General features: G+C 39.5%; 21 protein-coding genes. 15 read left to right on the top strand and 6 right to left on the bottom strand.

Annotated features, from left to right (window positions below):
- Positions 1-1,029: 1,029 nt before the first annotated feature.
- The 4 genes from H5159_RS19525 to hslR form a co-directional block, all read right to left on the bottom strand.
- The gene (locus H5159_RS19525) at positions 1,030-2,151 is read right to left on the bottom strand and encodes a PepSY domain-containing protein (RefSeq protein WP_182780879.1); all 1,122 of its coding nucleotides are present in this window, start codon (positions 2,149-2,151) and stop codon (positions 1,030-1,032) included.
- Positions 2,152-2,333: 182 nt separating this feature from the next.
- The gene (locus tag H5159_RS19530) at positions 2,334-3,872 is read right to left on the bottom strand and encodes a phosphoenolpyruvate carboxykinase (RefSeq protein ID WP_182734812.1); all 1,539 of its coding nucleotides are present in this window, start codon (positions 3,870-3,872) and stop codon (positions 2,334-2,336) included.
- Positions 3,873-4,139: 267 nt separating this feature from the next.
- Entirely contained in the window at positions 4,140-4,985 is an 846-nt protein-coding gene (gene hslO, locus H5159_RS19535; protein WP_182780880.1) for an Hsp33 family molecular chaperone HslO, read from the bottom strand.
- Between the two features lie 12 nt (positions 4,986-4,997).
- Positions 4,998-5,420 (bottom strand): ribosome-associated heat shock protein Hsp15, encoded by a 423-nt coding sequence (gene hslR / locus H5159_RS19540; RefSeq protein WP_024598238.1) that lies wholly within the window; start codon positions 5,418-5,420, stop codon positions 4,998-5,000.
- A 209-nt stretch (positions 5,421-5,629) separates the two neighbouring features.
- On the opposite strand from hslR, the gene gspC reads away from it, so the two are divergent.
- The 13 genes from gspC to H5159_RS19605 all read left to right on the top strand — a co-directional run bounded on the left by gspC (position 5,630) and on the right by H5159_RS19605 (position 17,638).
- Positions 5,630-6,571 carry a type II secretion system protein GspC gene (gspC, locus tag H5159_RS19545; RefSeq protein ID WP_024598237.1) on the top strand — a complete coding sequence of 314 codons (942 nt, stop codon included), beginning with the start codon at positions 5,630-5,632 and terminating at the stop codon, positions 6,569-6,571.
- Between the two features lie 23 nt (positions 6,572-6,594).
- Positions 6,595-8,658 (top strand): type II secretion system secretin GspD, encoded by a 2,064-nt coding sequence (gene gspD, locus H5159_RS19550; protein ID WP_154904192.1) that lies wholly within the window; start codon positions 6,595-6,597, stop codon positions 8,656-8,658.
- On the top strand, positions 8,651-10,216 hold the full coding sequence (gspE, locus tag H5159_RS19555) for a type II secretion system ATPase GspE (RefSeq protein ID WP_002962032.1): 1,566 nt from the start codon (positions 8,651-8,653) through the stop codon (positions 10,214-10,216). The genes gspD and gspE overlap by 8 nt, the downstream gene beginning before the upstream one ends.
- 2 nt (positions 10,217-10,218) lie before the next feature.
- Positions 10,219-11,454 (top strand): type II secretion system inner membrane protein GspF, encoded by a 1,236-nt coding sequence (gene gspF, locus H5159_RS19560; RefSeq protein WP_002962033.1) that lies wholly within the window; start codon positions 10,219-10,221, stop codon positions 11,452-11,454.
- Between the two features lie 82 nt (positions 11,455-11,536).
- Positions 11,537-11,959, top strand: a complete 423-nt coding sequence (gspG, locus tag H5159_RS19565; protein ID WP_002962036.1) for a type II secretion system major pseudopilin GspG — start codon at positions 11,537-11,539, stop codon at positions 11,957-11,959.
- Positions 11,960-12,008: 49 nt separating this feature from the next.
- On the top strand, positions 12,009-12,596 hold the full coding sequence (locus tag H5159_RS19570) for a Tfp pilus assembly protein FimT/FimU (protein WP_039488557.1): 588 nt from the start codon (positions 12,009-12,011) through the stop codon (positions 12,594-12,596).
- A complete protein-coding gene (gene gspI, locus H5159_RS19575) occupies positions 12,596-12,970 on the top strand; it encodes a type II secretion system minor pseudopilin GspI (RefSeq protein WP_002962039.1) in 375 nt (124 codons plus the stop codon). The genes H5159_RS19570 and gspI overlap by 1 nt, the downstream gene beginning before the upstream one ends.
- Positions 12,971-13,609, top strand: coding sequence for a type II secretion system minor pseudopilin GspJ (gene gspJ, locus H5159_RS19580; protein ID WP_182197428.1), 639 nt, complete (start codon positions 12,971-12,973; stop codon positions 13,607-13,609).
- Positions 13,602-14,591: a type II secretion system minor pseudopilin GspK gene (gene gspK, locus H5159_RS19585; RefSeq protein ID WP_182780881.1), complete on the top strand. Its 990-nt coding sequence runs from the start codon at positions 13,602-13,604 to the stop codon at positions 14,589-14,591. Before gspJ ends, gspK begins: the two co-directional genes overlap by 8 nt.
- Positions 14,588-15,796, top strand: a complete 1,209-nt coding sequence (gene gspL / locus H5159_RS19590) for a type II secretion system protein GspL (protein ID WP_182780882.1) — start codon at positions 14,588-14,590, stop codon at positions 15,794-15,796. The genes gspK and gspL overlap by 4 nt, the downstream gene beginning before the upstream one ends.
- Positions 15,793-16,266, top strand: a complete 474-nt coding sequence (gene gspM, locus H5159_RS19595; protein WP_024596393.1) for a type II secretion system protein GspM — start codon at positions 15,793-15,795, stop codon at positions 16,264-16,266. The genes gspL and gspM overlap by 4 nt, the downstream gene beginning before the upstream one ends.
- Before the next feature lie 3 nt (positions 16,267-16,269).
- Positions 16,270-17,028, top strand: a complete 759-nt coding sequence (locus tag H5159_RS19600) for a type II secretion system protein N (RefSeq protein WP_182780883.1) — start codon at positions 16,270-16,272, stop codon at positions 17,026-17,028.
- A gap of 22 nt (positions 17,029-17,050) precedes the next feature.
- Positions 17,051-17,638 (top strand): UPF0149 family protein, encoded by a 588-nt coding sequence (locus tag H5159_RS19605; protein WP_024596395.1) that lies wholly within the window; start codon positions 17,051-17,053, stop codon positions 17,636-17,638.
- A gap of 27 nt (positions 17,639-17,665) precedes the next feature.
- Here the strand turns inward: H5159_RS19605 and H5159_RS19610 are convergent, their stop codons facing one another.
- A complete protein-coding gene (locus H5159_RS19610) occupies positions 17,666-17,872 on the bottom strand; it encodes a hypothetical protein (protein ID WP_002962050.1) in 207 nt (68 codons plus the stop codon).
- Positions 17,872-18,231: a hypothetical protein gene (locus tag H5159_RS19615; protein ID WP_002962051.1), complete on the bottom strand. Its 360-nt coding sequence runs from the start codon at positions 18,229-18,231 to the stop codon at positions 17,872-17,874. The genes H5159_RS19610 and H5159_RS19615 overlap by 1 nt, the downstream gene beginning before the upstream one ends.
- Before the next feature lie 288 nt (positions 18,232-18,519).
- Between H5159_RS19615 and ccoG the strand changes: the two genes are divergently transcribed.
- Together ccoG and H5159_RS19625 are read left to right on the top strand one after the other, a co-directional pair.
- Positions 18,520-19,950, top strand: coding sequence for a cytochrome c oxidase accessory protein CcoG (gene ccoG, locus H5159_RS19620; protein ID WP_002962052.1), 1,431 nt, complete (start codon positions 18,520-18,522; stop codon positions 19,948-19,950).
- 85 nt (positions 19,951-20,035) lie between these two features.
- A complete protein-coding gene (locus H5159_RS19625; RefSeq protein WP_024596396.1) occupies positions 20,036-21,010 on the top strand; it encodes a serine/threonine protein kinase in 975 nt (324 codons plus the stop codon).
- Positions 21,011-21,021: the final 11 nt, after the last annotated feature.

Genomic DNA, 21,021 nt, shown 5'->3' on the forward strand with positions numbered 1-21,021 from the left:
CGATGATAGTGTAGCATTTGCTATGTGAAAGTAGGACATTACCAGGCTTCAAATTGTAGAGAGCCCGACTAGAAATAGTCGGGCTTTTTTACGTCTGCAGAAAAGTGAAATATGCGCAATTAACACACACTCACAGCACCCCCCATCACGTAGGTAGGTCGAGCGTAGCGACTCCCGACACAAAGAGAGTGTAGTATTTGCTATGTGACTTTCTACCGCTGTGGGCACTACGACATTACCAGGCTTCAAATTAAAGAAACCCGTTACAGCAATGTGACGGGTTTTTTGCTATCTGGGATTTAATAAATAGCCAAGAACCCATGCCGAACTCAGTAGTGAAACGAAACAGCTCGAAGGCGAGCCCCGGCCAACGATAGTGTAGCATTTGCTATGTGACTTTCTACCGCTGTGGGCACTACGACACCACCAAGCTTCAAATTGTAGAGAGCCCGACTAGAAATAGTTGGGCCTTTTTACGTCTGCAGAAAAGTGAACTACGCGCAGTTAACACACACTCATATCAACATCATCACGCAGGTCGGGCGAGCGTAGCGACTCCCGACGTCAAAAGCATAAAAAACCTCCGTTCGACAATGAGTGCTAGCATTTGTACTGTGGGTAAATAATACCAATTGGTTTAACATCTGACCTAATATAAAAGCGTTAATTATCTGGTCTTGTGATAAGTATTGAACATGACCTTTAAGCTTTTATATACGCTTTGGGTAGGTTACTGAAGAGAATAAAAATAGTTAGGCAGAGGTTGATACAGAGGTTTACGCATAGAACTTAAATCTAATGGGCATGTGGTTTTTAAATAATAGTGTTCATGGAGTGCCTATCTAAACTTGCAGTATAAACTACCCTTCATTAATTGTTTTATAGCATGATAGGCGGTTAGGGGTTGCTTTAATTTCATATGTACTGAGCGTTATTAATTTTTAATCCTAAGATTAACGAAGGCCATATACTTTATATTAGAAAACTATCGACAAGACTTACTGAAAAGCAATTCATGTACTCCTTCAGCTAAAGTTTATTTTGTATTCTCTTGGTTCTAACTAACCACCTATATACGCCGATAATGAACAATGCAGCAGATCCGAAGCCACTTAACACCCAAATGACTTTTAAAATGTTACCGCCAATGCTGCCGTCATGTAGAGGGTGTATCCAGTTTTTTATTTTACTAGCCGTACTTTGCTTATCTATATTAAACACGCTCTCTAACTTTCCTGTAAGTGCATTAACCTCTATATAGCTATGTGGAAAGCGATACGAAGGATCGTTTACAGTTTGAAATCTTAATCTGTAAATAGCATTTAAGTCTGATGGTGTTTCGATCCAAGCTAAACGCGCATTCGGTAATGCTTTTTCAGCTATTAATACCGCTTCTGATAAAGAAATATCGGTTTGTTTGCTCGGTTGAATTTGTGTTTTTGGTGGGGAGTTTATATCGCTAACTAGAGCGGTTAATATAGGATCTGTTTGTTTTGGAATAGCGAGCATAACACCTGTAACAGTTAAAGCTAGTAGCGGTATGCAGAAGGTTAAACCAATTAGTTTATGCCAGTCGTATAGCAAACCTATTTTAGAGCTACGAGATTTAAATTTTAGTGCCTTTACCCACTGCCCAGGCTTTGGAAACCAAGCAAAGAATCCAGAGATAAGAAGAACTATTGAGGCTATGCCTATATAGCCAACGACGAGAGTGCCCGTTGCTCCTGTTAGTAATGAAAAATGTAAGTTGTACATCCAAGTTACTAAGTATTTTCCCCAATAGTTTTTACGTATTACTTTATCACTACTGCTAGATAGCCATACCATTAAGGGGGCAAAGCCTTGTTCTTTTGTTTCTGTTGGATTGTAGTATCGCGCGGGAATTACTGAGTTTATACCTGTGTTTTCTAATCGCCATGGCCCTTGCTTTGAAGGGAAATTGGCTCTTAGCGTATTATATGCTTGATCCCAATTAGGCGTTTTTATGTTTGTAGTAGCGTCATTTGCTGGATTTAGCAGTAAGTCTATTTGTGGATAGTAAACTAATATAGAGCCAGAAAGAGTGATAATAGTAAGTAAAACACCTACTGATAGGCCTAAGTATAAATGTAACCGCCTGAATGTTTTTCGCCATGAAAGCTTTAGTGTCATTAATTAAATAGCCGTAATGAGTAATGCAGGTTTATTGGGCATTAAGGAATGATTAATTACGCGGTATATTATATGGTTTTTGATATGAGTTGTGCGGCATTTTGTCGCACTTATTAAATTAGGTATTTAGAAAGTAAAACGCCAGCCCTTGGCTGGCGTTAAAATACAAGCTTGAAGCTTATTTAAGCTTTAGGCCCTGCATTTTTTATATCGTCTGATACGTCATACTTAGCAAAGTTTTCAGTGAAGTCAGCGGCAAGTTTTGCTGCATATTCATTGTACTTAGCTTTATCTTCCCACGTATTTATAGGATTAAGTAAGTTAGTATCTACACCTGGAACTGCTACCGGTACATCTAGGTTTAAAACATCAATGTGCTGAGTTTCAACACCGGCTAATTTACCAGATACGATTGCATCAACTACTGCGCGAGTAGTCGGAATATCAAAGCGCTTACCTGTGCCGTAAGGACCGCCAGTCCAACCTGTATTCACAAGGTATACTTTAGCGCCAAACTCGCGTACGCGCTTCATAAGAAGCTCAGCGTAAACACCTGCAGGACGTGGGAAGAATGGCGCACCAAAGCAGGTTGAAAACGTTGATTCAATATCGCTAGTAGAGCCAATCTCAGTTGAGCCAACTTTAGCTGTGTATCCACTTAAAAAGTGAAAAGCAGCAGCTTCTTCGCTAAGAACAGATACCGGTGGTAATACACCGCTTACATCACAAGTTAAAAATACAACAGCTTTTGGTTCGCCTGCGCGGTTTTCTACTTTACGTTTTTCAACATGTTCAAGTGGATATGCTGCACGGCTATTTTGAGTAAGGCTAGTGTCGTTAAAATCTGGAACGCCTTTTTCATCTAGCACTACATTCTCTAAAATAGTACCAAAGCGAATTGCATTCCAAATTACAGGTTCGTTCTTTTGTGACAGGTCGATACATTTAGCATAGCAACCGCCTTCAATATTAAACACGCTTCCAGGTGCCCAACCGTGTTCGTCATCACCAATTAAAAAGCGAGTAGGATCTGCTGAAAGAGTTGTTTTGCCCGTACCAGATAAACCGAAGAATAATGCTGTATCACCTGCTTCACCAACGTTAGCAGAACAGTGCATTGGTAATACACCTCTTGCTGGTAGTAGGAAGTTTTGCACAGAAAACATCGATTTTTTCATTTCACCGGCGTAGCGCATACCTGCTAGTAATACTTTACGCTGTGCAAAGTTAATAATAACGGTGCCATCGCTATTTGTGCCATCACGTTCCGGCTCGCATACAAACGAAGGAACGTTCATTACTTGCCATTGCGGTAAGTTTGAAGCGTTATAGTTTTGCGCTTCGATAAACATGTTTTTGGCAAAAATATGGTGCCACGCTGTTTCTGTAGTTACGACTACAGGTAGATAATGCTCAGGGTCTGCGCCAACTTCTAGGTGAGAGGTGAAGTGGTCATTACTTTGAACATGTGCTTCTACGCGAGCCCATAAAGCGTCAAATTTGTCTGCATCAAATGGGCGGTTGACATTGCCCCATTGAATGTCATCTTGAGTTGTAGCTTCTTGTACAATAAAACGATCTTTTGGTGAACGACCAGTTCGTTTTCCTGTAATTGCAACAAAAGCACCATTTGCGGCTAAAGTACCTTCGCCACGGCGGATCGCATGCTCGACAAGTTCAGCTGCGGTTAAATCGACAAAACGTGTAGCGCCTGTAGTCATGTTTATACCTAACTATGTGTGAGAGTTTGAACGGATAGCTCTGGGGTTATCAGTGCCCTTAAACTGAAATTATAGTAACAGAAGGTTTTGAGATATTCGAGCCCGTAAAGCCTCTAAAAACACATATATTTGCTAAAAAACATGAATAATTTCAATGATACCGGTGTCAGTAAATTAACAAAATTCATGACACCGGTATCATCTTTTTATAATATAAAACCGCATATTTTGCGGCTTTAATTACTATATATAAATGAAGCTGAACATTTAGTTGAAAATGCTTTTTATGTCTTGTTCGTTAAAAACATACTCTTTTAAACAGTAATGACAGTTAATGTTAACAGTCCCTTTCTCAGCTACATCTTTGAGTAGTTCTTCTTGTCCAATATTAACAAGTGCAGTAATTGTTTTATCACGACTACAACCACATTTGAATTTAATAGCTTGAGGTTCAAATACGCGAGGATTATCTTCGTGATAAAGACGTGTAAGAACAGTGTTCGCATCTAAGTGTAACAACTCTTCATTTTTAATCGTGTTACTTAATGCTTCTAAGTGCGCAAAGTCTTCAATTGATTTTTGTTTATCAACTGGGAGTACTTGTAAAAATAGACCACATGCTTTTGCGCTACCTTCAGTTGTGTCGGTTGCAAACCAAAGACGTGTTTTTAGCTGCTCAGATTGCTCAAAGTAACTTTCGATACATTCACTAAGAGTATCATGCTCTAGCGGCACTATACCCTGGTAGCGTTCACCTTTTTCAGGGGTAATAGTGATTACCATATAGCCTTGGCCAATAAGCTCTTTTACAGTTGTGCCCGTAATTTCGCTTTGTAGGCGTGCAATACCACGCATGTTTTGTTTGTCATCACCATTTATAACAGCATATTTGACAGGGCCATCACCTTGAAGCTGTACTGCAATTTCACCTTCAAACTTTAAAGTTGCGGTTAGTAAACAGGTTGCAACAAGTAGCTCACCTAGTAATGCTTTAACAGGGGCTGGGTAATTGTGGTCGGCAATCATTTCATTATAAGCATTCTCGATTTGTACGAGTTCGCCACGAACATCTAGTTCGTTGAATAAATAACGGTGAAGTAAATCTTGTTGCATGAGTGGCTATACCTAACTTGATTTCATTTTTAAAAGTTCGCGTCTTTGCTTTTTATCTGGTTTTTTATCCGGATGAGGAGCAAAAAAACTGTTATTTTTGCGTGCGATGCTGTTTTCTTCGCGTTTAGCAATACTTGCATCAGATTCTTGATACATGGTCTGTGCAATGGGGGCGCTTTGACGTTTTTCAAGCACTGTGAGTATAGTTATCAGTTTTTCATCTACACCCTGAGCAAGTTTTACTTTTGCACCAACATCTACTATTTTGCTCGCTTTTGTACGTTGGCCATTATAATGTACTTTGCCGCCTTGCACCATTTCACGTGCAACAGCACGAGTTTTATAAAATCGTGCAGCCCATAACCATTTATCTAATCGAACTTTTAACTCATCTGCATGGTCTGAGTTGGTATTAGCGTTACTTTTTTTACTCATAAGGCATTTCCCCACGTTTTATAGCTTAAAATTTATCATGAAATCATCGTAGGATGAAGGTATTACAACAGCCGTTTACTTTTTGTACTACTATGTAAAGTTAATTTAATCTGTTTACAAAGTTTAATATTAGTGTGCTTGTTGAAAGAAAAATGAAAGGGTACTATGGGTACGCGCTAACGCAGTAAATTAAAATAAGAACACTATTTATGGAACAGCAAATCCAACAACTAAAACAATTTTTAACGCGGTTACCGCATGCTAAATTAAGTGCATTAGTGACACTGTTAGTTGTTGTTTATCTTGCATTTTTATTATCAAAGCTTGTCTGGCTTTTATGGCCGAAACCACCAGTAACTCTACTTACTCCTACTCATTATGCTAATCAGCCATCTGGTGCGAGTAATAACTCAGCGCAGCATATTATTGAGCAATTTTTATTTGGTAAAAAAACTGTAACAAACAACAATAATACTGCAAAACAATCGCAGGTTATAAATAATGCGCCAGAAACACGCCTAAGTATTAATTTAACCGGTATTGTAGCTGTTAATAATGATGACCAAGCAGGCATAGCAATTATTGAATCACAAGGTAAGCAAGTAAGCTACCTTGTTGAAGAAGTTGTACTTGGCACGCGCGCTGAAGTAGCGCAGATACTGCCTGATCGTGTTATTTTAGGTATTAATGGAGGTTTTGAAACATTAATGCTTGATGGGCTCGATTTTAGTAAAAAAGTATCTATGCCTGTACTCGCTGCGCGTGACGATGCCGAAATGGGTCCGCAAAAATTAGAGCCAAGTGAATTACAAATAGACGCCACTGCAGACCCAGACGTTAAAGAAGCAATTATAGAAACACGTGAAGAGTTACTCGAAGAACCGGGCAAGTTATTTGACTATATACGTGTTTCACAGGCTATGAATGATGGTGAACTAATTGGATATCGCTTAAGTCCAGGTAAAGAACCTGAACTGTTTAAGCAAATGGGATTAAAAAATAACGATTTGGCTATTTCTATAAATGGCTATCAATTAACAGATTTAAAACAGGCTATGTCAGCTATTAACGAGCTGCGTAATAGTACAGATGCCAATATCACTATAGAACGTGATGGTGAACAAATTGATGTGCAATTTAGTCTGCAATAATTTAGCTTTGGAGTTTTAATATAATGGTTCAGGTGCTACACCTCAAAAAAATTAAAAAAGGGTTAGCTAAGTACGCGGCACTTTTTTTGGCGGCAAGTATTTCTTTGTCTGTTTCTGCTGTTGAATATGCTGCTAACTTTAAAGGCACTGATATCAACGAGTTTATTAATATTGTTGGTAAAAATCTCAATAAAACAGTAATTATTGACCCTAACGTGCGCGGCAAAGTAAATGTTCGCAGTTATGAGTTAATGGACGAAGCGCTTTATTACCAGTTCTTCTTAAATGTATTGGAAGTTTATGGCTACTCAGCTGTTGAAATGGACAATGGCATTCTTAAGGTAGAAAAAAGTTCAGACGCCAAAAAATCAAATGTGCCACTTATTACCGAAGGTAACGAAGCTAGCGGCGATATGATGATTACACGTGTTGTACGTGTCAAAAATGTAAGCGTACAAGAACTAGGCCCTTTAGTTCGTCAATTTAGCGATCAAAAAGATGGCGGCCATGTTGCTAACTTTAATGCGGCTAACGTAATGATGTTAACGGGGCATGCTGCATCGGTTAATCGCTTAGTTGAGATTATTCGCTCTGTTGATCAGGCGGGTGATAAGCGTGTAGACATTGTTAAGCTTAAATATGCAACAGCAGATGATGTTGTCTCTGTGGTAGACAATATTTATAAAGACAGCGGCAAAGGCAGCGTACCTGAGTTTTTAATTCCAAAAGTAGTCGCAGATGGCCGAACTAATAGCGTTATTGTAAGTGGTGAAGGCCAAGCACGTACACGTGCCATAGAGCTTATTAAGCGCTTAGATGGCGAATTAGAAAGCCAAGGTAATACCAAAGTGTTTTACCTAAATTATGCTAAAGCTGAAGATTTAGTAAAAGTACTGCAAGGCGTAAGTAAGTCACTTGTTGAAGATGCACAAGGCGGTACCACTAAGACTCGTAGCAGAAGTAACAACGAAAGCAGTATAGAAGCTCACCCAGATTCAAATTCACTAATTATCACCGCACAGCCAGACACAATGCGCTCACTTGAGTCGGTAATTGAACGTCTTGATATTCGCCGTGCACAAGTACTTGTAGAAGCCATTATTATTGAAGTAATGGAAGGCGACGGGGTTAACTTAGGCCTGCAGTGGATTTCTGAGCAGGGCGGTATGTTGCAATTTAACAATGGTACTACGGTTCCCGTGGGTTCATTAGCTGTTGCTGCAGAGCAAGCACAAGATACAACCGTAACTAAAACTATCATTGGTACAGAAACTGGAACCGTTACTAGTTATGACGAAACGACTGAGGGTGATTATGATGCGCTTGCTTCATTGCTAAGTGGCATTAATGGTTTAGCGCTGGGCGTTGTTAAAAATGATTGGGGCGCAATTATTCAGGCTGTTGCCACTGATACAAATTCAAATATATTGGCTACCCCTTCTATTACTACAATGGATAACGAAGAAGCCTCTATTTTAGTCGGTCAAGAAGTGCCTATTATTACAGGCTCACAAACGGGCAGTAATAATGCTAACCCATTTCAAACAGTTGAGCGTCAAGAAGTCGGTATTAAACTGATAGTTACGCCACAGATTAACGATGGCTCTGCAGTACAACTTACTATTGAGCAAGAAGTATCGAGTGTAAGTGGTGCAACTGCTGTTGATATTTCAGTTAATAAACGTGCAATTAAAACAACGGTTATGGCCGATGATGGCGGTATGGTTGTACTTGGCGGTTTAATTGACGAAGACGTACAAGAAAGTGTTTCTAAGGTACCGTTATTAGGCGATATCCCTATTTTAGGTCACCTGTTTAGATCAACAAATACAACGCGCCGTAAGCGTAATCTTATTGTATTTATTCGCCCAACCATTATTCGTGATGGTGTAAGCATGAATAAGTTAAGCTTTAATAAATATAACTTTATTCGTGGTGAGCAGTTTAAACAAAAAGAAGATGGTATTGAGTTAATGCCAATGACTGATACGCCTATTTTACCTGAGTGGAATGACGAACTAGTACTTCCACCTACGTATGAAGAGTCTCTACGTAAACAAAATGCACAAGAGCGTAAAGATGACTAATGCGATTCAAGAGATAAACCAAGATGTGGTTCATCCTCAAACGCATAATCAGGATGAGCTATTAACGAGTGATGTGTTAGTTGAGTTACCAGCAAAGCGTTTGCCGTTTTCCTATGCAAGACGCGCAGGTGTGTTGCTTGGTAAAAACAAAGATCATCGTATAGTTTACTACCGTGGTGAGCTAGATGTTGAAGTACTATTAGAAGTACGCCGTATCGCAGGCCATGGTTTTACACTTGAGCAATTGGATGATGATAAATTTGAGCTATTGCTTGAAGCGTCATACCAACGTGATAGCTCTGAAACGCAACAAATGATGGAAGATATTGGCAACGAGGTTGATTTATTCTCACTTGCTGATGAGCTCCCGCAAACTGAAGATTTACTTGCTGGTGACGATGATGCGCCAATCATCAAGCTTATTAATGCCATGCTAAGTGAAGCGATTAAAGAAGGGGCTTCTGATATTCATATCGAAACCTTCGAGCAAGAGCTTGTTATTCGCTTTAGGGTCGATGGCGTGCTTAAAGAAGTACTTAAGCCTAATCGTAAACTTGCATCGTTACTTGTATCTCGAATTAAAGTAATGGCTAAGCTTGATATAGCTGAAAAACGTATTCCACAAGATGGTCGTATTAGCTTACGTATTGCAGGGCGTGCAGTTGATGTGCGTGTATCTACAATGCCATCGAGCTTTGGTGAGCGCGTAGTACTGCGTTTACTTGACAAAAACAACGCGCGCTTAAACCTTGAAGATTTAGGTATGACTGCAGAAAATCGCGCTTTGTTTTCAGATTTAATTAGTAAACCCCACGGCATTATTTTGGTAACAGGGCCAACGGGCTCTGGCAAAAGTACCACTTTATACGCTGGTATGAGCCAAATTAACTCACGCGATCGTAATATTCTTACCGTTGAAGACCCGATAGAGTACGAAATTCCAGGCATTGGGCAAACACAAGTTAATGCAAAAGTTGATATGACATTTGCACGTGGTTTACGTGCAATATTACGTCAAGATCCAGATGTAGTAATGGTGGGTGAAATACGCGACCTTGAAACTGCGCAAATTGGTGTTCAAGCGTCACTTACCGGTCACCTTGTTATGTCTACTTTGCATACAAATACCGCATCGGGTGCAATTACACGTATGGAAGATATGGGTGTTGAACCCTTCTTACTTTCATCGTCGTTACTCGGTGTATTGTCGCAACGCTTAGTACGTACGTTATGTAATACCTGTAAAGAGGGTCACACGGCTGATGAGCATGAATGCCAGCTGTTAGGGGTTCCTTTTGAAAGCCAACCGACAATCTATCGAGCGGTGGGGTGTGAGGAGTGTAACTTTAATGGTTACCGTGGTCGTACAGGTATTCATGAGTTACTTGTGGTTGATGAAACCATACGCGAAATGATTCACAACGGTAAAGGCGAGCAAAGCGTAGAAAAATACATTCGTAAGCGCAGCCCAAGTATTCGTCAAGATGGGTGTAGCCGTGTACTGGCAGGCAAAACAACACTTGAAGAAGTATTGCGTGTTACCCGTGAGGAAGGTTAACTATGGCGGCGTTTGAATATCGTGCCTTAGATGGTCGAGGTAAAGAAAAAAAAGGCATTTTAGAAGCCGATACAGCTAAACAAATCCGCCAAACTTTACGTGATCAAAAACTAACGCCGCTTGAAGTTGTTCCTGCGGCGCAAAGTGATAAACAGGTCAAAGGCGAAAAAGCCCCTTTACTCGGTGGCTTTTTTAAGCCGACAATTTCAACCTCAGACTTAGCATTAATTACAAGGCAATTAGCAACACTTATTCAATCGGCACTTCCTGTTGAAGGCGCTGTTATGGCGGTTGCTGAGCAATGCGAAAAGCCGCGTTTAAAGCGGATGCTTATGTCGGTACGCTCAAAAGTAGTTGAAGGTTACACCCTTGCCGATGGTCTTAGTGAGTTTCCTCATGTTTTTGACGATTTATATCGTGCAATGGTAGCCGCAGGCGAAAAGTCGGGTCACCTTGACCAAGTACTTAATCGTTTAGCCGACTATACCGAGCAGCGCCAACATATGCGTAGCCAAATAACTCAGGCTATGGTTTACCCTATTATATTAGTGGTATTTGCAATTGGTATTGTGTCGGTATTACTGGGCACCGTAGTACCAAAAATATTAAAAACGTTTGAAAAAACGAAGCAAGTACTTCCTTGGACAACCGAATGGGTTATGGCGGGTAGCCATTTTGTGCAAAATTATTGGTTTATTAGTTTAATAGCTATTACAGCTATAGCCATTGGTATTAAGCATGCACTTAAGCAGCCTAAAATACGTTTTTGGTGGGATGACCGAGTGCTACATATGCCAGGTATAGGTAAAGTGGCTCGTGGTATTAACACCGCACGTTTTGCGCGTACTTTAAGTATTTTATCGTCAAGCTCGGTACCATTACTTGAAGGAATGCGTATCTCGGGTGGCGTATTAATTAACGAAAAAATTAAAAAAGCGGTTGCAGATGCATCCGACAGAGTGAGTGAGGGTGCAAGCTTAAGAGCTGCACTTCAGCAAACTAAGTTGTTTCCACCAATGATGCTGCATATGATAGCAAGTGGTGAAAAATCAGGTGAACTAGAGCAAATGTTAGAGCGTGCTGCAAATAACCAAGATCGCGAATTTGAGAGCATGGTTAATGTATCGCTTAAACTACTAGAGCCTGCGATGATCGCCTCAATGGCGGTTATTGTATTATTTATAGTAATGGCAATATTGCAGCCAATAATGGCGATGAATAAAGCTGTTGGACTTTAAGTTAGAATAAATTTTTAAATATATTAATGGTTTTACCTAAACCATTTTTACTTAAATGTTTTTAGAATAATGAGGTAATTACGTGAATAAACAATCAGGTTTTTCTTTACTAGAAGTGATGGTGGTACTGGTTATCATCGGGATGATTATGTCAATTGTTGCACCTAACATTATGGGTCAGCAAGAAGAGGCTGCTATTGATAAAGCACATCTAGATATCCAGCAATTAGAAGATGCAATGAGCTTATACAAGCTTAAAAATAAGAGCTACCCAAGCACAGAGCAAGGTCTTGAAGCGCTAGTTACCCAAACAAGCATTGAACCGGTTCCAAAACGTTTCCCTGATGGTGGCTTTATTAATGAATTACCAGAAGATCCTTGGGGTAATACTTATCAGTTAATTAGCCCAGGTGAAATTGGCAAGTTTGATATTTTTTCTATGGGCCCAGACGGTGAAGCAGGTACTGATGACGATATCGGTAACTGGGACGAAGAAAAACAATAATGCCTAAGTACACCGTTCTGTATGAACATGTTAATGCTAGAGGCTTGCTATGAAAGCAAGCCTTAAGCAGCGCCATGCAAAAAGCAGAGGCTTTAGTTTAATAGAAATTTTAGTGGTATTAGTGATCATCGCTTTTGCCACCAAAATGGTTGTATATAGCTTAGAAGGCGGTGCTGAGGAGGAGTTAGATACTCAAGCACTAAGGCTGCATACCACCATTAATATGGCATCGGAATTTGCTATTTTAAACCAAGTTGAATTGGGCTTATTAGTAGAAGAAAATACATTAGAGTATTTAGTTTTCGATGGTGAAAAGTGGATTACTTTTGACCGTGAAGATCTTTTTAAACCAATAGAATTAGACGAAAGATTAAAGCTCACTCTTAACTTAGAAGATTTAGCGTGGGCGCAAGATAACCTCTTAGAGCAATCTAACTGGCGCGAGCTTATGAGTGGCGGCGATGAAGACAGTTTACTTGAGCTTAAAAAGTTAAAAATCCCACAAGTACTTATTTTGTCATCAGGTGAGGTAAGCGCGTTTCAACTTATATTAGAGTTAAAAGAGCAAAGCGAGCCTGTGTATTACATTGAAGGTGAATTTACTGCACCAGTAAACTTTCGCCGAGAGCCAGAATAATGAAGCGCACTAAAGGGTTTACCTTATTAGAGGTGTTAGTGGCATTAAGTATTTGTGCCATGGCGGGTATAGCTGCAATGCAAGCAACAAGCGAGCATATACACCACTTAACGACTATTGAAGAGCAAACCTATGCATCTTGGGTCGCCGAAAACGTTATTATTGAACAGCGTACTAAAGGCGAACAATGGCAAGGTAAAAATAACCTTAAAGGCAGCGAAGTAATGGGCGGTGTTGAATGGTTTTGGCAGCAAGAAGTTACAGCCACTGCTGACAAAAGCTTTGTAAAACTAACCATAAATGTTTTTACGGATGAAAAATATGAGCATTCAGCATATGAGTTATCAACGTATTTAAATAAAGGCAAAAAGTAAGTGAAGCAGCGCGGGTTTACATTACTTGAAGTTATGGTTGCACTGGGTATTTTAGCTTTTGTTATTATTGCTACTCATCAAATACTCGAGACGACAACAAGAGCAAAAGATGCCTCCGATGAAAAGATTGCTGAGCTAAATGGATTGCAAACAACATTTAGATTAATGGATCAAGATTTTAGCCAAATGACCAAACGCTCAGTTCGCAATGAGTCGGGTGATGTTCAAGAACAATATTTACTTGCTGGTCGTTACGTTTTAGAAAGCCAATACGATGGTATTGCGTTTGTACGAGATGGCTGGGTAAATCCAATTAATTTATTGCCACGTTCAGAACTACAAGCCGTTGGTTATAGAGTGATAGACGATAACCTTGAGCGTGTTTATCGGGTTTATGTTGATCAGCTTGATAATATGGAACCGCGAGTTCAACGTGTACTAGAAAATGTTGAAGAACTTAAGTTTGAGTTTTTGGATGATAAAAACGAATGGCAAGAACAGTGGGAAATTAAAGCTCTCCCTAAAGCGGTTGCTGTTACGTTGCAACAAATAGAAGCAGAGCCAATTCGTCGTGTATTTTTAGTTCCTGGGCAAGGCAAAGTTGTTGCTACACAAAGTACGGATGTGAATAATGGTTAAGCAGCAATCATCGCGCGGCGCAGCACTTGTTATTGTTTTGTTTATTGTGGCATTAGCGGCTATTTTAGCAGTAGAGATGAGTGCTAATTTAATGGTTCAAGTGCAAAAAAGTACAAACTTGCAAGGTCACCAACAAGCTAAATGGTACGCCTACGGTGCAGAAGAGCTTGCTATTAAAGGGCTAATACAAAGTAAAAAAGATGATGCCGATAAAACAACACTCGATCAAGTGTGGGCAACTCAAGGTGATGCTTCATACCCTGTTGATAACGGCACGTTAAGTGGCAAAATTACTGATTTACAAGCATGTCTAAATTTAAATGCTTTAGCCATAGCGCCAGAAGAAAATAGCGCAAGTAAAACAAACCCTGCACATAAAGCACTATTTGCATTACTTGAAAACATTGAAGATTTACCTGCTGATGAATCAGAAGAGACAATGGCAGATAGCGTATTTGATTGGCTTGATGAGAACAGTATTACGTATCGCTCAGGCGCAGAAGAAGACGAGTACTTATCGCGAAATTTTCCGTATATGACAGCCAATAGCTTATTTGCATCAACATCGGAGCTGCGTTTAGTTAAGGGCTTTAACCCATTAGTGATGGAAAAAGTATTGCCATATGTATGCGTAATACCTGGCAGTACGCTTTTATCAATTAACGTAAATACATTATTGCCAGAGCAAGCGCTCATACTCAGTGCCTTGATAGAAAGCTTAAGCTTATCTGGCGCAGAAGCGGTGTTAGGCGCAAGACCGCAAACTGGCTTTGACACCATTGATGAATTTTTTGAACAGGTGAAGCAGCAAGGCGGTACTAATACTGACTCAATAAAAAGTCTATTTAGTATTAAAAGCGAATATTTTAAATTACAAACGCAGGCAAACTTTGTCGACCTGCGTTTTTCGATGACCACATTACTGCACGCTAAAGACGGCGACGTAACGATACTGGCGCGAAAATTTGGAGGCGTACAGTGACAGAAATACTGTTGATCCGCACGGGTCAAACCGAACAAGAATTACTTAACTGGTTAATTTACTCACCACAAGAACAAGAAATAATAGCCAGTGGCGAGTTACCAAATGCAGAGCATTTAAGTGAGCTAAGCGAAAAAGCACTTACCCGAGAAGTTGTCGTGTTATTACCCAGTGACCAAGTGCAATTAAAAACGGTCGCTTTGCCAACAAAATGGAATCGCAAGCTTGAGCAAGCATTGCCATACATGCTTGAAGAAGATATAGCATGTGACGTAGATGAACTGTTTATAGCAGTAGCGCAGCCGACAATGCTTGGTGAGCAACATGCAATTCGTGTAGCAATGACAGACCGTGAATGGTTTGAACAATGGCTTGCATTATTTGCTGAGCATAATCTATCAGTATACAGAATATTACCCGATGCTTTGTTGTTACCGCTTGCAGATGATGGTGCCGTAACTGCTATTGAGCTCAACAACCAATGGTTGTTTAAGCAAGGGCAATGGCATATTAGTGCGGTTGAATCTAGTTGGTTGAATGGCTATTTATCAGCCATGGGTAACCCCGACATTAAACATTTTAGTCCTGCTAATCAGTTTCCTGAAAGCGTTAACTTACAAGCCCAAACAAGCGATTACGACTTACCTTTAGCATTATTTGCAAAACAGTTAGATAGCGTTAATTTTAACTTACGCCAAGGTATGTATCAGCTTAAAAAACAAAGCGCTTTGTGGTGGGGTTACTGGAAAGGCGCCGCAATTATAGCAAGTGTTGCATTGGTTTCTACAATTACAATAAAAGCTATTGAGTTACACCAACTTAATACACAAGTAGAACTAGCTAAAGCTCAAGTAGTCGACAGATATCAAAAAGCATTTCCGGGAACTAAAGTTCGCCCTAATCTAATTAAAAGCCAAATTAAAGGCGCGTTAGATAAAATACAAGGCTCAAGTGAATCCGGCTTTTTAGATTTAACGACTAATTTGGTTGATGTATTTTCGCAAGTCAGCGAATTTACACCTGAAACACTTCGTTATGACAAACGTCGTAATGAGCTGCGCATTCGTGCACGGGCTAAAGACTTCCAAACTTTTGGTAAAGTAAAAATCATACTTGAAAAGCAAGGTTTAACTGTTGAGCAAGGGTCTTTAAATAATGACGGTGATTATGTCGTAGGCGAAATTAAACTGCGAGGTGCAGTATGAAAAAGCAGTTAATGAAACAGTGGCGTTCGCTTAAAGAGCAAGAACAACAATTGGTAATGGTCGCTGGTGGCGTGTTTATTATTTTTGTTTTAGTAATGGGAATATTTAGGCCATTAAATAACGCGATAGAAAAAGCACAGCAATCTCAAATTAAACAACAAGAGCTATTAGCTTGGGTTGATGACAGTATTGTTAAGCTAAAGGCTGCAGGCAACACCAGTGTTGCTAGCAATACAAACTTAAGCCAAGTGGTAAACTCTACTCGTGGACGCTATAAAATCAATATTAGTAAAATGCAGCCCAGTAGTGATTCACTTCGTTTGACGCTTGACTCAGTAGAGTTTAATCAGTTAATAGAATGGCTAGATGAGCTAGTAAATCAGCATGGTTTAAAAATTGAAAATTTAGATTTAAGTCGCGATGATAAATCAGGCTATGTGCGCGTAAGCCGTTTAGTATTAGAGAATTAATTAATGAAAAAAATAATAACGTTATCGGCTGTCTTTTTAATTAGTTTTATTGTGTTTTGTATTATTAAATTACCAGCACATATTGCACTAGATATAGCAAAACCGTACTTTCCAAAGCAATTAGAAGTAGGCCAAACTGTAGGCACTGTTTGGCATGGTCAAATGATGCAAGTTCGTTTTGATGGTGAACAGTTAAATAATGTGCGCTGGGATATTGCAGGCTGGAAATTATTTACAGGCAAACTAAATGCGAACATAAAATTTGGTAATCCACGAGAACGCAGTGATATTTCGGGTTACGCAGATGTAAGTTATGGTTTTTTTAATAAAAAAGTAATAGTGACTGACGCCCTAGTACGCTCAACTGTAGAGCGTGCAATGCAACGTGTGCAACTTCCTCTGCCTGTTACCGCTAAAGGGCGTGTGATATTAGAACTTGATGAATACAGCTCAGGCGCACCTTATTGTGACTCACTAAAAGGTGAAATAGCGAGCCCTAATATTGATGTTCAAGGTTTAAATGGATGGTTTAATATTGGACCTCTAGCAGGTAAGTTAAGCTGTAAGTCGGGTGATGTTGCTATATTAATTGACCCAGATAATACGCTTGGCCTTGAGGCCGATGCTACACTTAAAGCTAATTTCGACTTTAGAGTGGCAGGTTATGTAAAACCAGATGCCAGCTTACCTAAAGATGTACATGATGCGGTTAAGTTTTTAGGCCGACCAGATAACCAAGGTCGCTACCCGCTCAACTTTTAATGTTTTAATATAAAGAGTTTTAATGCAAATACCCCAATTTACTGAGTTGCACGCAAAGCAGCTTAGCTCATTTTTAAATACCCAATCTCAAGCAATGACCCTTGTACAAAGCCAAGGCTATTTATTTGGTGTAATTTGTTCGCCTAACCCATTAGATGTACATGAGTGGCTTGAGCAGATATTGCCAAACACAGCTAATGATTTAGATGAAGAAATGCTTTTTTTGTTTATGGCGCTTTATCACAAAATTAGTGAGCAGGTGTTCGAAACTGGATATAAATTACCAGACACATTTGATGCTGAATTTTGTAAGTCGTGGAGTAAAGGCTTCTTAGTTGCAACGAAAGCTTATGCAGAACCTTTGTTAAATGCACCGCAATTAGACGTTGATTTTAAACAAGCATTAGAAAGTGCGTTAAGCACACTAAGCTTTTTTGCACTCGACCAGCTAGCAATAGCTCAGATTGCCAAACAAAATAACATGACAATAGAAGCTTTGTGTCAGTATCAGTATGAATCTATGGGTGACTTTGCATTAGGGTTTGCTGAACTAATTGAAGTGGTCGCAATTAATAGTGGCTTGATAACCGACGAGAGTTGGGAAGAGTAATTATTAGAGCTAGGCGCTTAGTTTAATCTAAGTGCCTAGCTCTAATATAATATCCGTACAGCCTTGTTTGCACTTTACTATGCCTTTACCAGGTTCACTGGTGGCTAAATCAAGTGTTAAAACCCCATTACACTTCTCACACTTTAATGTTTTGCCTTGCGCTAATTGCTTGAGCATATTGCGCTGCTTATGAAATGAGTCGCTTGCTTTTTTATTTAATCCTGAAAAATCCACTACTTTGCTCGCTTTTGCTCTAATGCTTCAGTCACTATTTTACATACCGTATTTAAACGGTCGTCATAAAAATAAAGGTTTAAGTCACGCTCACGACAATAGCGTAGGTGAAATAACTGAACAGAGTCATCTGTTGTAAACGTTTTTTCTACATACTCACCTTCAGATTCAGATAGTTTAAGTTGACTGCTGATCCTATTTTTCGCCATATTTGCAGCGGGGCTTCTGTTGACCTTGCTTGCATCACTTAAAAAGCCAATGCCTTCACCTAGTAACCTTTCGCGAGGTTCTTTTATAAGTGGGTGATCGATTGTAAAAAAGGCAAGGATCACAACTACCAAAATAATAAATTTTTTCATGGATACGTAAACCTTGATCTAAGTAGGGTTGAATTACCATGCAGTGTAATAAACTGCATTTTAAAAGCAAGTAACTGGGATGAATAAATTATTAGCAATCTATGCCAGTAATTTTAACCAACATTGTTATAATGGTTAACAGCAGTCAGATATTTCTGAAATATCTGAAAGTATTCGAGAAGGCAATTTATTAAAGTAAATATGCCTAGCAAGTAACTTGCTAACTTTAAGTATAGAGTACTTGAGTATTGCTGGATTTTTATTTCCAAGCGGCGTTGAGGAACTTCGATGGACAAGCAAATTAAAGTAAAGAATATCCCTGTAGAGGTGAAAATCCAAAAACCGGATTTAAGCCGTCAAGATGATAGGTTCAATCCCCGAAATCGTATTTATGTGCGTGCTGTAAAAGGCCTACATCAATTACTTAGACAGCGCATTGGCTTCTTAGGCCTACTTGCATTTATGTTACTACCTTGGATTAATTTTAATGGCCAGCAAGCTGTGCTGTTTGATCTAATTGGTCAAAAATACAATATTTTTGGTTTAACGCTATGGCCTCAAGATTTTACTATATTAGCGTTTATCTTTATGTTGGCAGCATTTGCGTTGTTTTTAGTGACCACCTTCTATGGACGGGTGTGGTGTGGCTACACATGTCCGCAAACTGTTTGGACTTTTATTTTTATTTGGTTCGAAGAAAAGCTTGAAGGCACGGCTAATCAACGTAAAAAGCTCGATCAACGACCCATGAATTTTGATAAGTTTTGGCGTAAGACGGCAAAGCATACTAGTTGGGTATTGTTTTCGTTGTATACCGCTATTTCTTTTGTGGGTTACTTTACGCCAATAAGGGAGTTACTCCCTGACTTTGTAACGTTTGATGTAGGCGGTTATGCACTAGTCAGTATTATTTTCTTTGCTGCGTGTACCTATGGTAATGCCGGTTGGATGCGAGAAATTATGTGTTTACACATCTGTCCTTACTCTCGTTTTCAATCAGCTATGTTTGATAAAGACACATACACCGTAACGTACGACGAAAGCCGAGGTGAAAGCCGTGGTCCTCGTTCACGTAAAGTAGACCATAAAGATTTAGAACTAGGCGACTGTATAGACTGTAACTTGTGCGTTCAAGTGTGCCCAACAGGTATTGATATTAGAAATGGGCTACAAGCTGAGTGTATCAACTGTGGTGCATGTATTGATGCGTGTGATGGCGTAATGGATAAAATGGAATACCCGCGTGGGCTTATTTCATATACGACAGAGCGAAATCTCGAAACCCCAGAAAATAAAACGAATCCACTGCGAGCTAAAATTATTGGTTACACGGTCATACTTGTTGTGCTTACGGGAGCGCTTGTCGCTAATATAGCACTGCGTAAAACAATGGACTTTGATATTATTCGTGACCGAAACCAATTATATCGTGTCGATTTTGATGGTTTAGTAGAGAACACCTATACATTAAAGGTAATTAATAAAGCGCAGTACGAGCAAACCTTTAATATTAAAGTACAAGGGTTAGATAACTTTAAGTATATTGGTAAGCAGTCATTTACTGTGCAGGCAGGGGAATCTCATAACGTACCATTGTCACTTGTAATGGACCCTTATGATTTGAAGGCGCCGATGACTGAGTTTAACTTTGTGCTTTCTCCGGTAGATGAGCCGGATGAGACAATATCGCAGTCGAGTAACTTTTTTAAAGCGCGATAATCGCAACTTACCTTAATTAGGTAAGTTGATATAGCAATTAACAAAAGCGGGTATATAACCCGCTTTTATTTTATATAAGAAGAGTATGAGTAAATTTAGTTTTATTGACTTAACACCTGATCTAATACTCGATGCAATAGAAAGCGTAGGTGTGTACGCCGAATCTGGTTTATTAGCGCTCAATAGCTATGAAAACAGAGTGTACCAATTTAAAGCGGATGATGGCCTGCGTTACGTAGTGAAGTTTTATCGCCCAGAGCGCTGGAGTAAAGAGCAAATTCAAGAAGAGCATGACTTTGCATTTGAACTAGCGGATGCAGAAGTACCCGTTGTTGCCCCTATTTTATATAATGGGCAAAGCTTGTTTGAACACGAAGGGTATTTGTTTGTGTTGTTTCCAAGTGTAGGCGGGCGTTTATTTGAGGTTGATAATTTAGATCAGCTTGATGTAATGGGGCGATTGATTGGCCGTATGCACCAAGTAGCTAAAACAAAACCTTTTACTTATAGGCCAACAGTTACCTGCGAGGAGTATTTGCATACAGCCAAAGTTCATCTTCAAAAAAGTAACTTAGTGCCCATGGGAATAAATACTGCTTTTTATACTATTTTAGATTTAGTGATAGAGCAGGCGCAAAAACAGTATAAAGATGTGCAAAGTATTCGCTTACATGGTGACTGCCACGTTGGTAATATTTTATGGGCAGGTGATGCGCTAATGTTTGTTGATTTAGATGACAGCCGCCAAGGTCCTGCAATCCAAGATTTATGGATGATGCTCAGTGGCGATAGAGCGACGCAACTGTTACAGTTAGACACCCTTGTAAATGCGTATGAAGAGTTTTGTGATTTTGATCACTCTCAACTCAAATTAATTGAACCGCTGCGAGCAATGCGTATTATTCATTATATGGGATGGGTAGCTAAACGATGGAGTGATCCTGCTTTTGTGCGGAACTTTACATGGTTTGCTGATGACAAATACTGGGAGCAACAAATTTTAGCACTGAAAGAGCAACTTGCAGCATTGCAAGAAGCACCGTTAAAGTTATTGCCGTAATATTTTATTTA

It is taken from the genome of Pseudoalteromonas sp. SG43-1 (assembly GCF_014164415.1).
GTDB classification, from domain to species: domain Bacteria; phylum Pseudomonadota; class Gammaproteobacteria; order Enterobacterales; family Alteromonadaceae; genus Pseudoalteromonas; species Pseudoalteromonas distincta.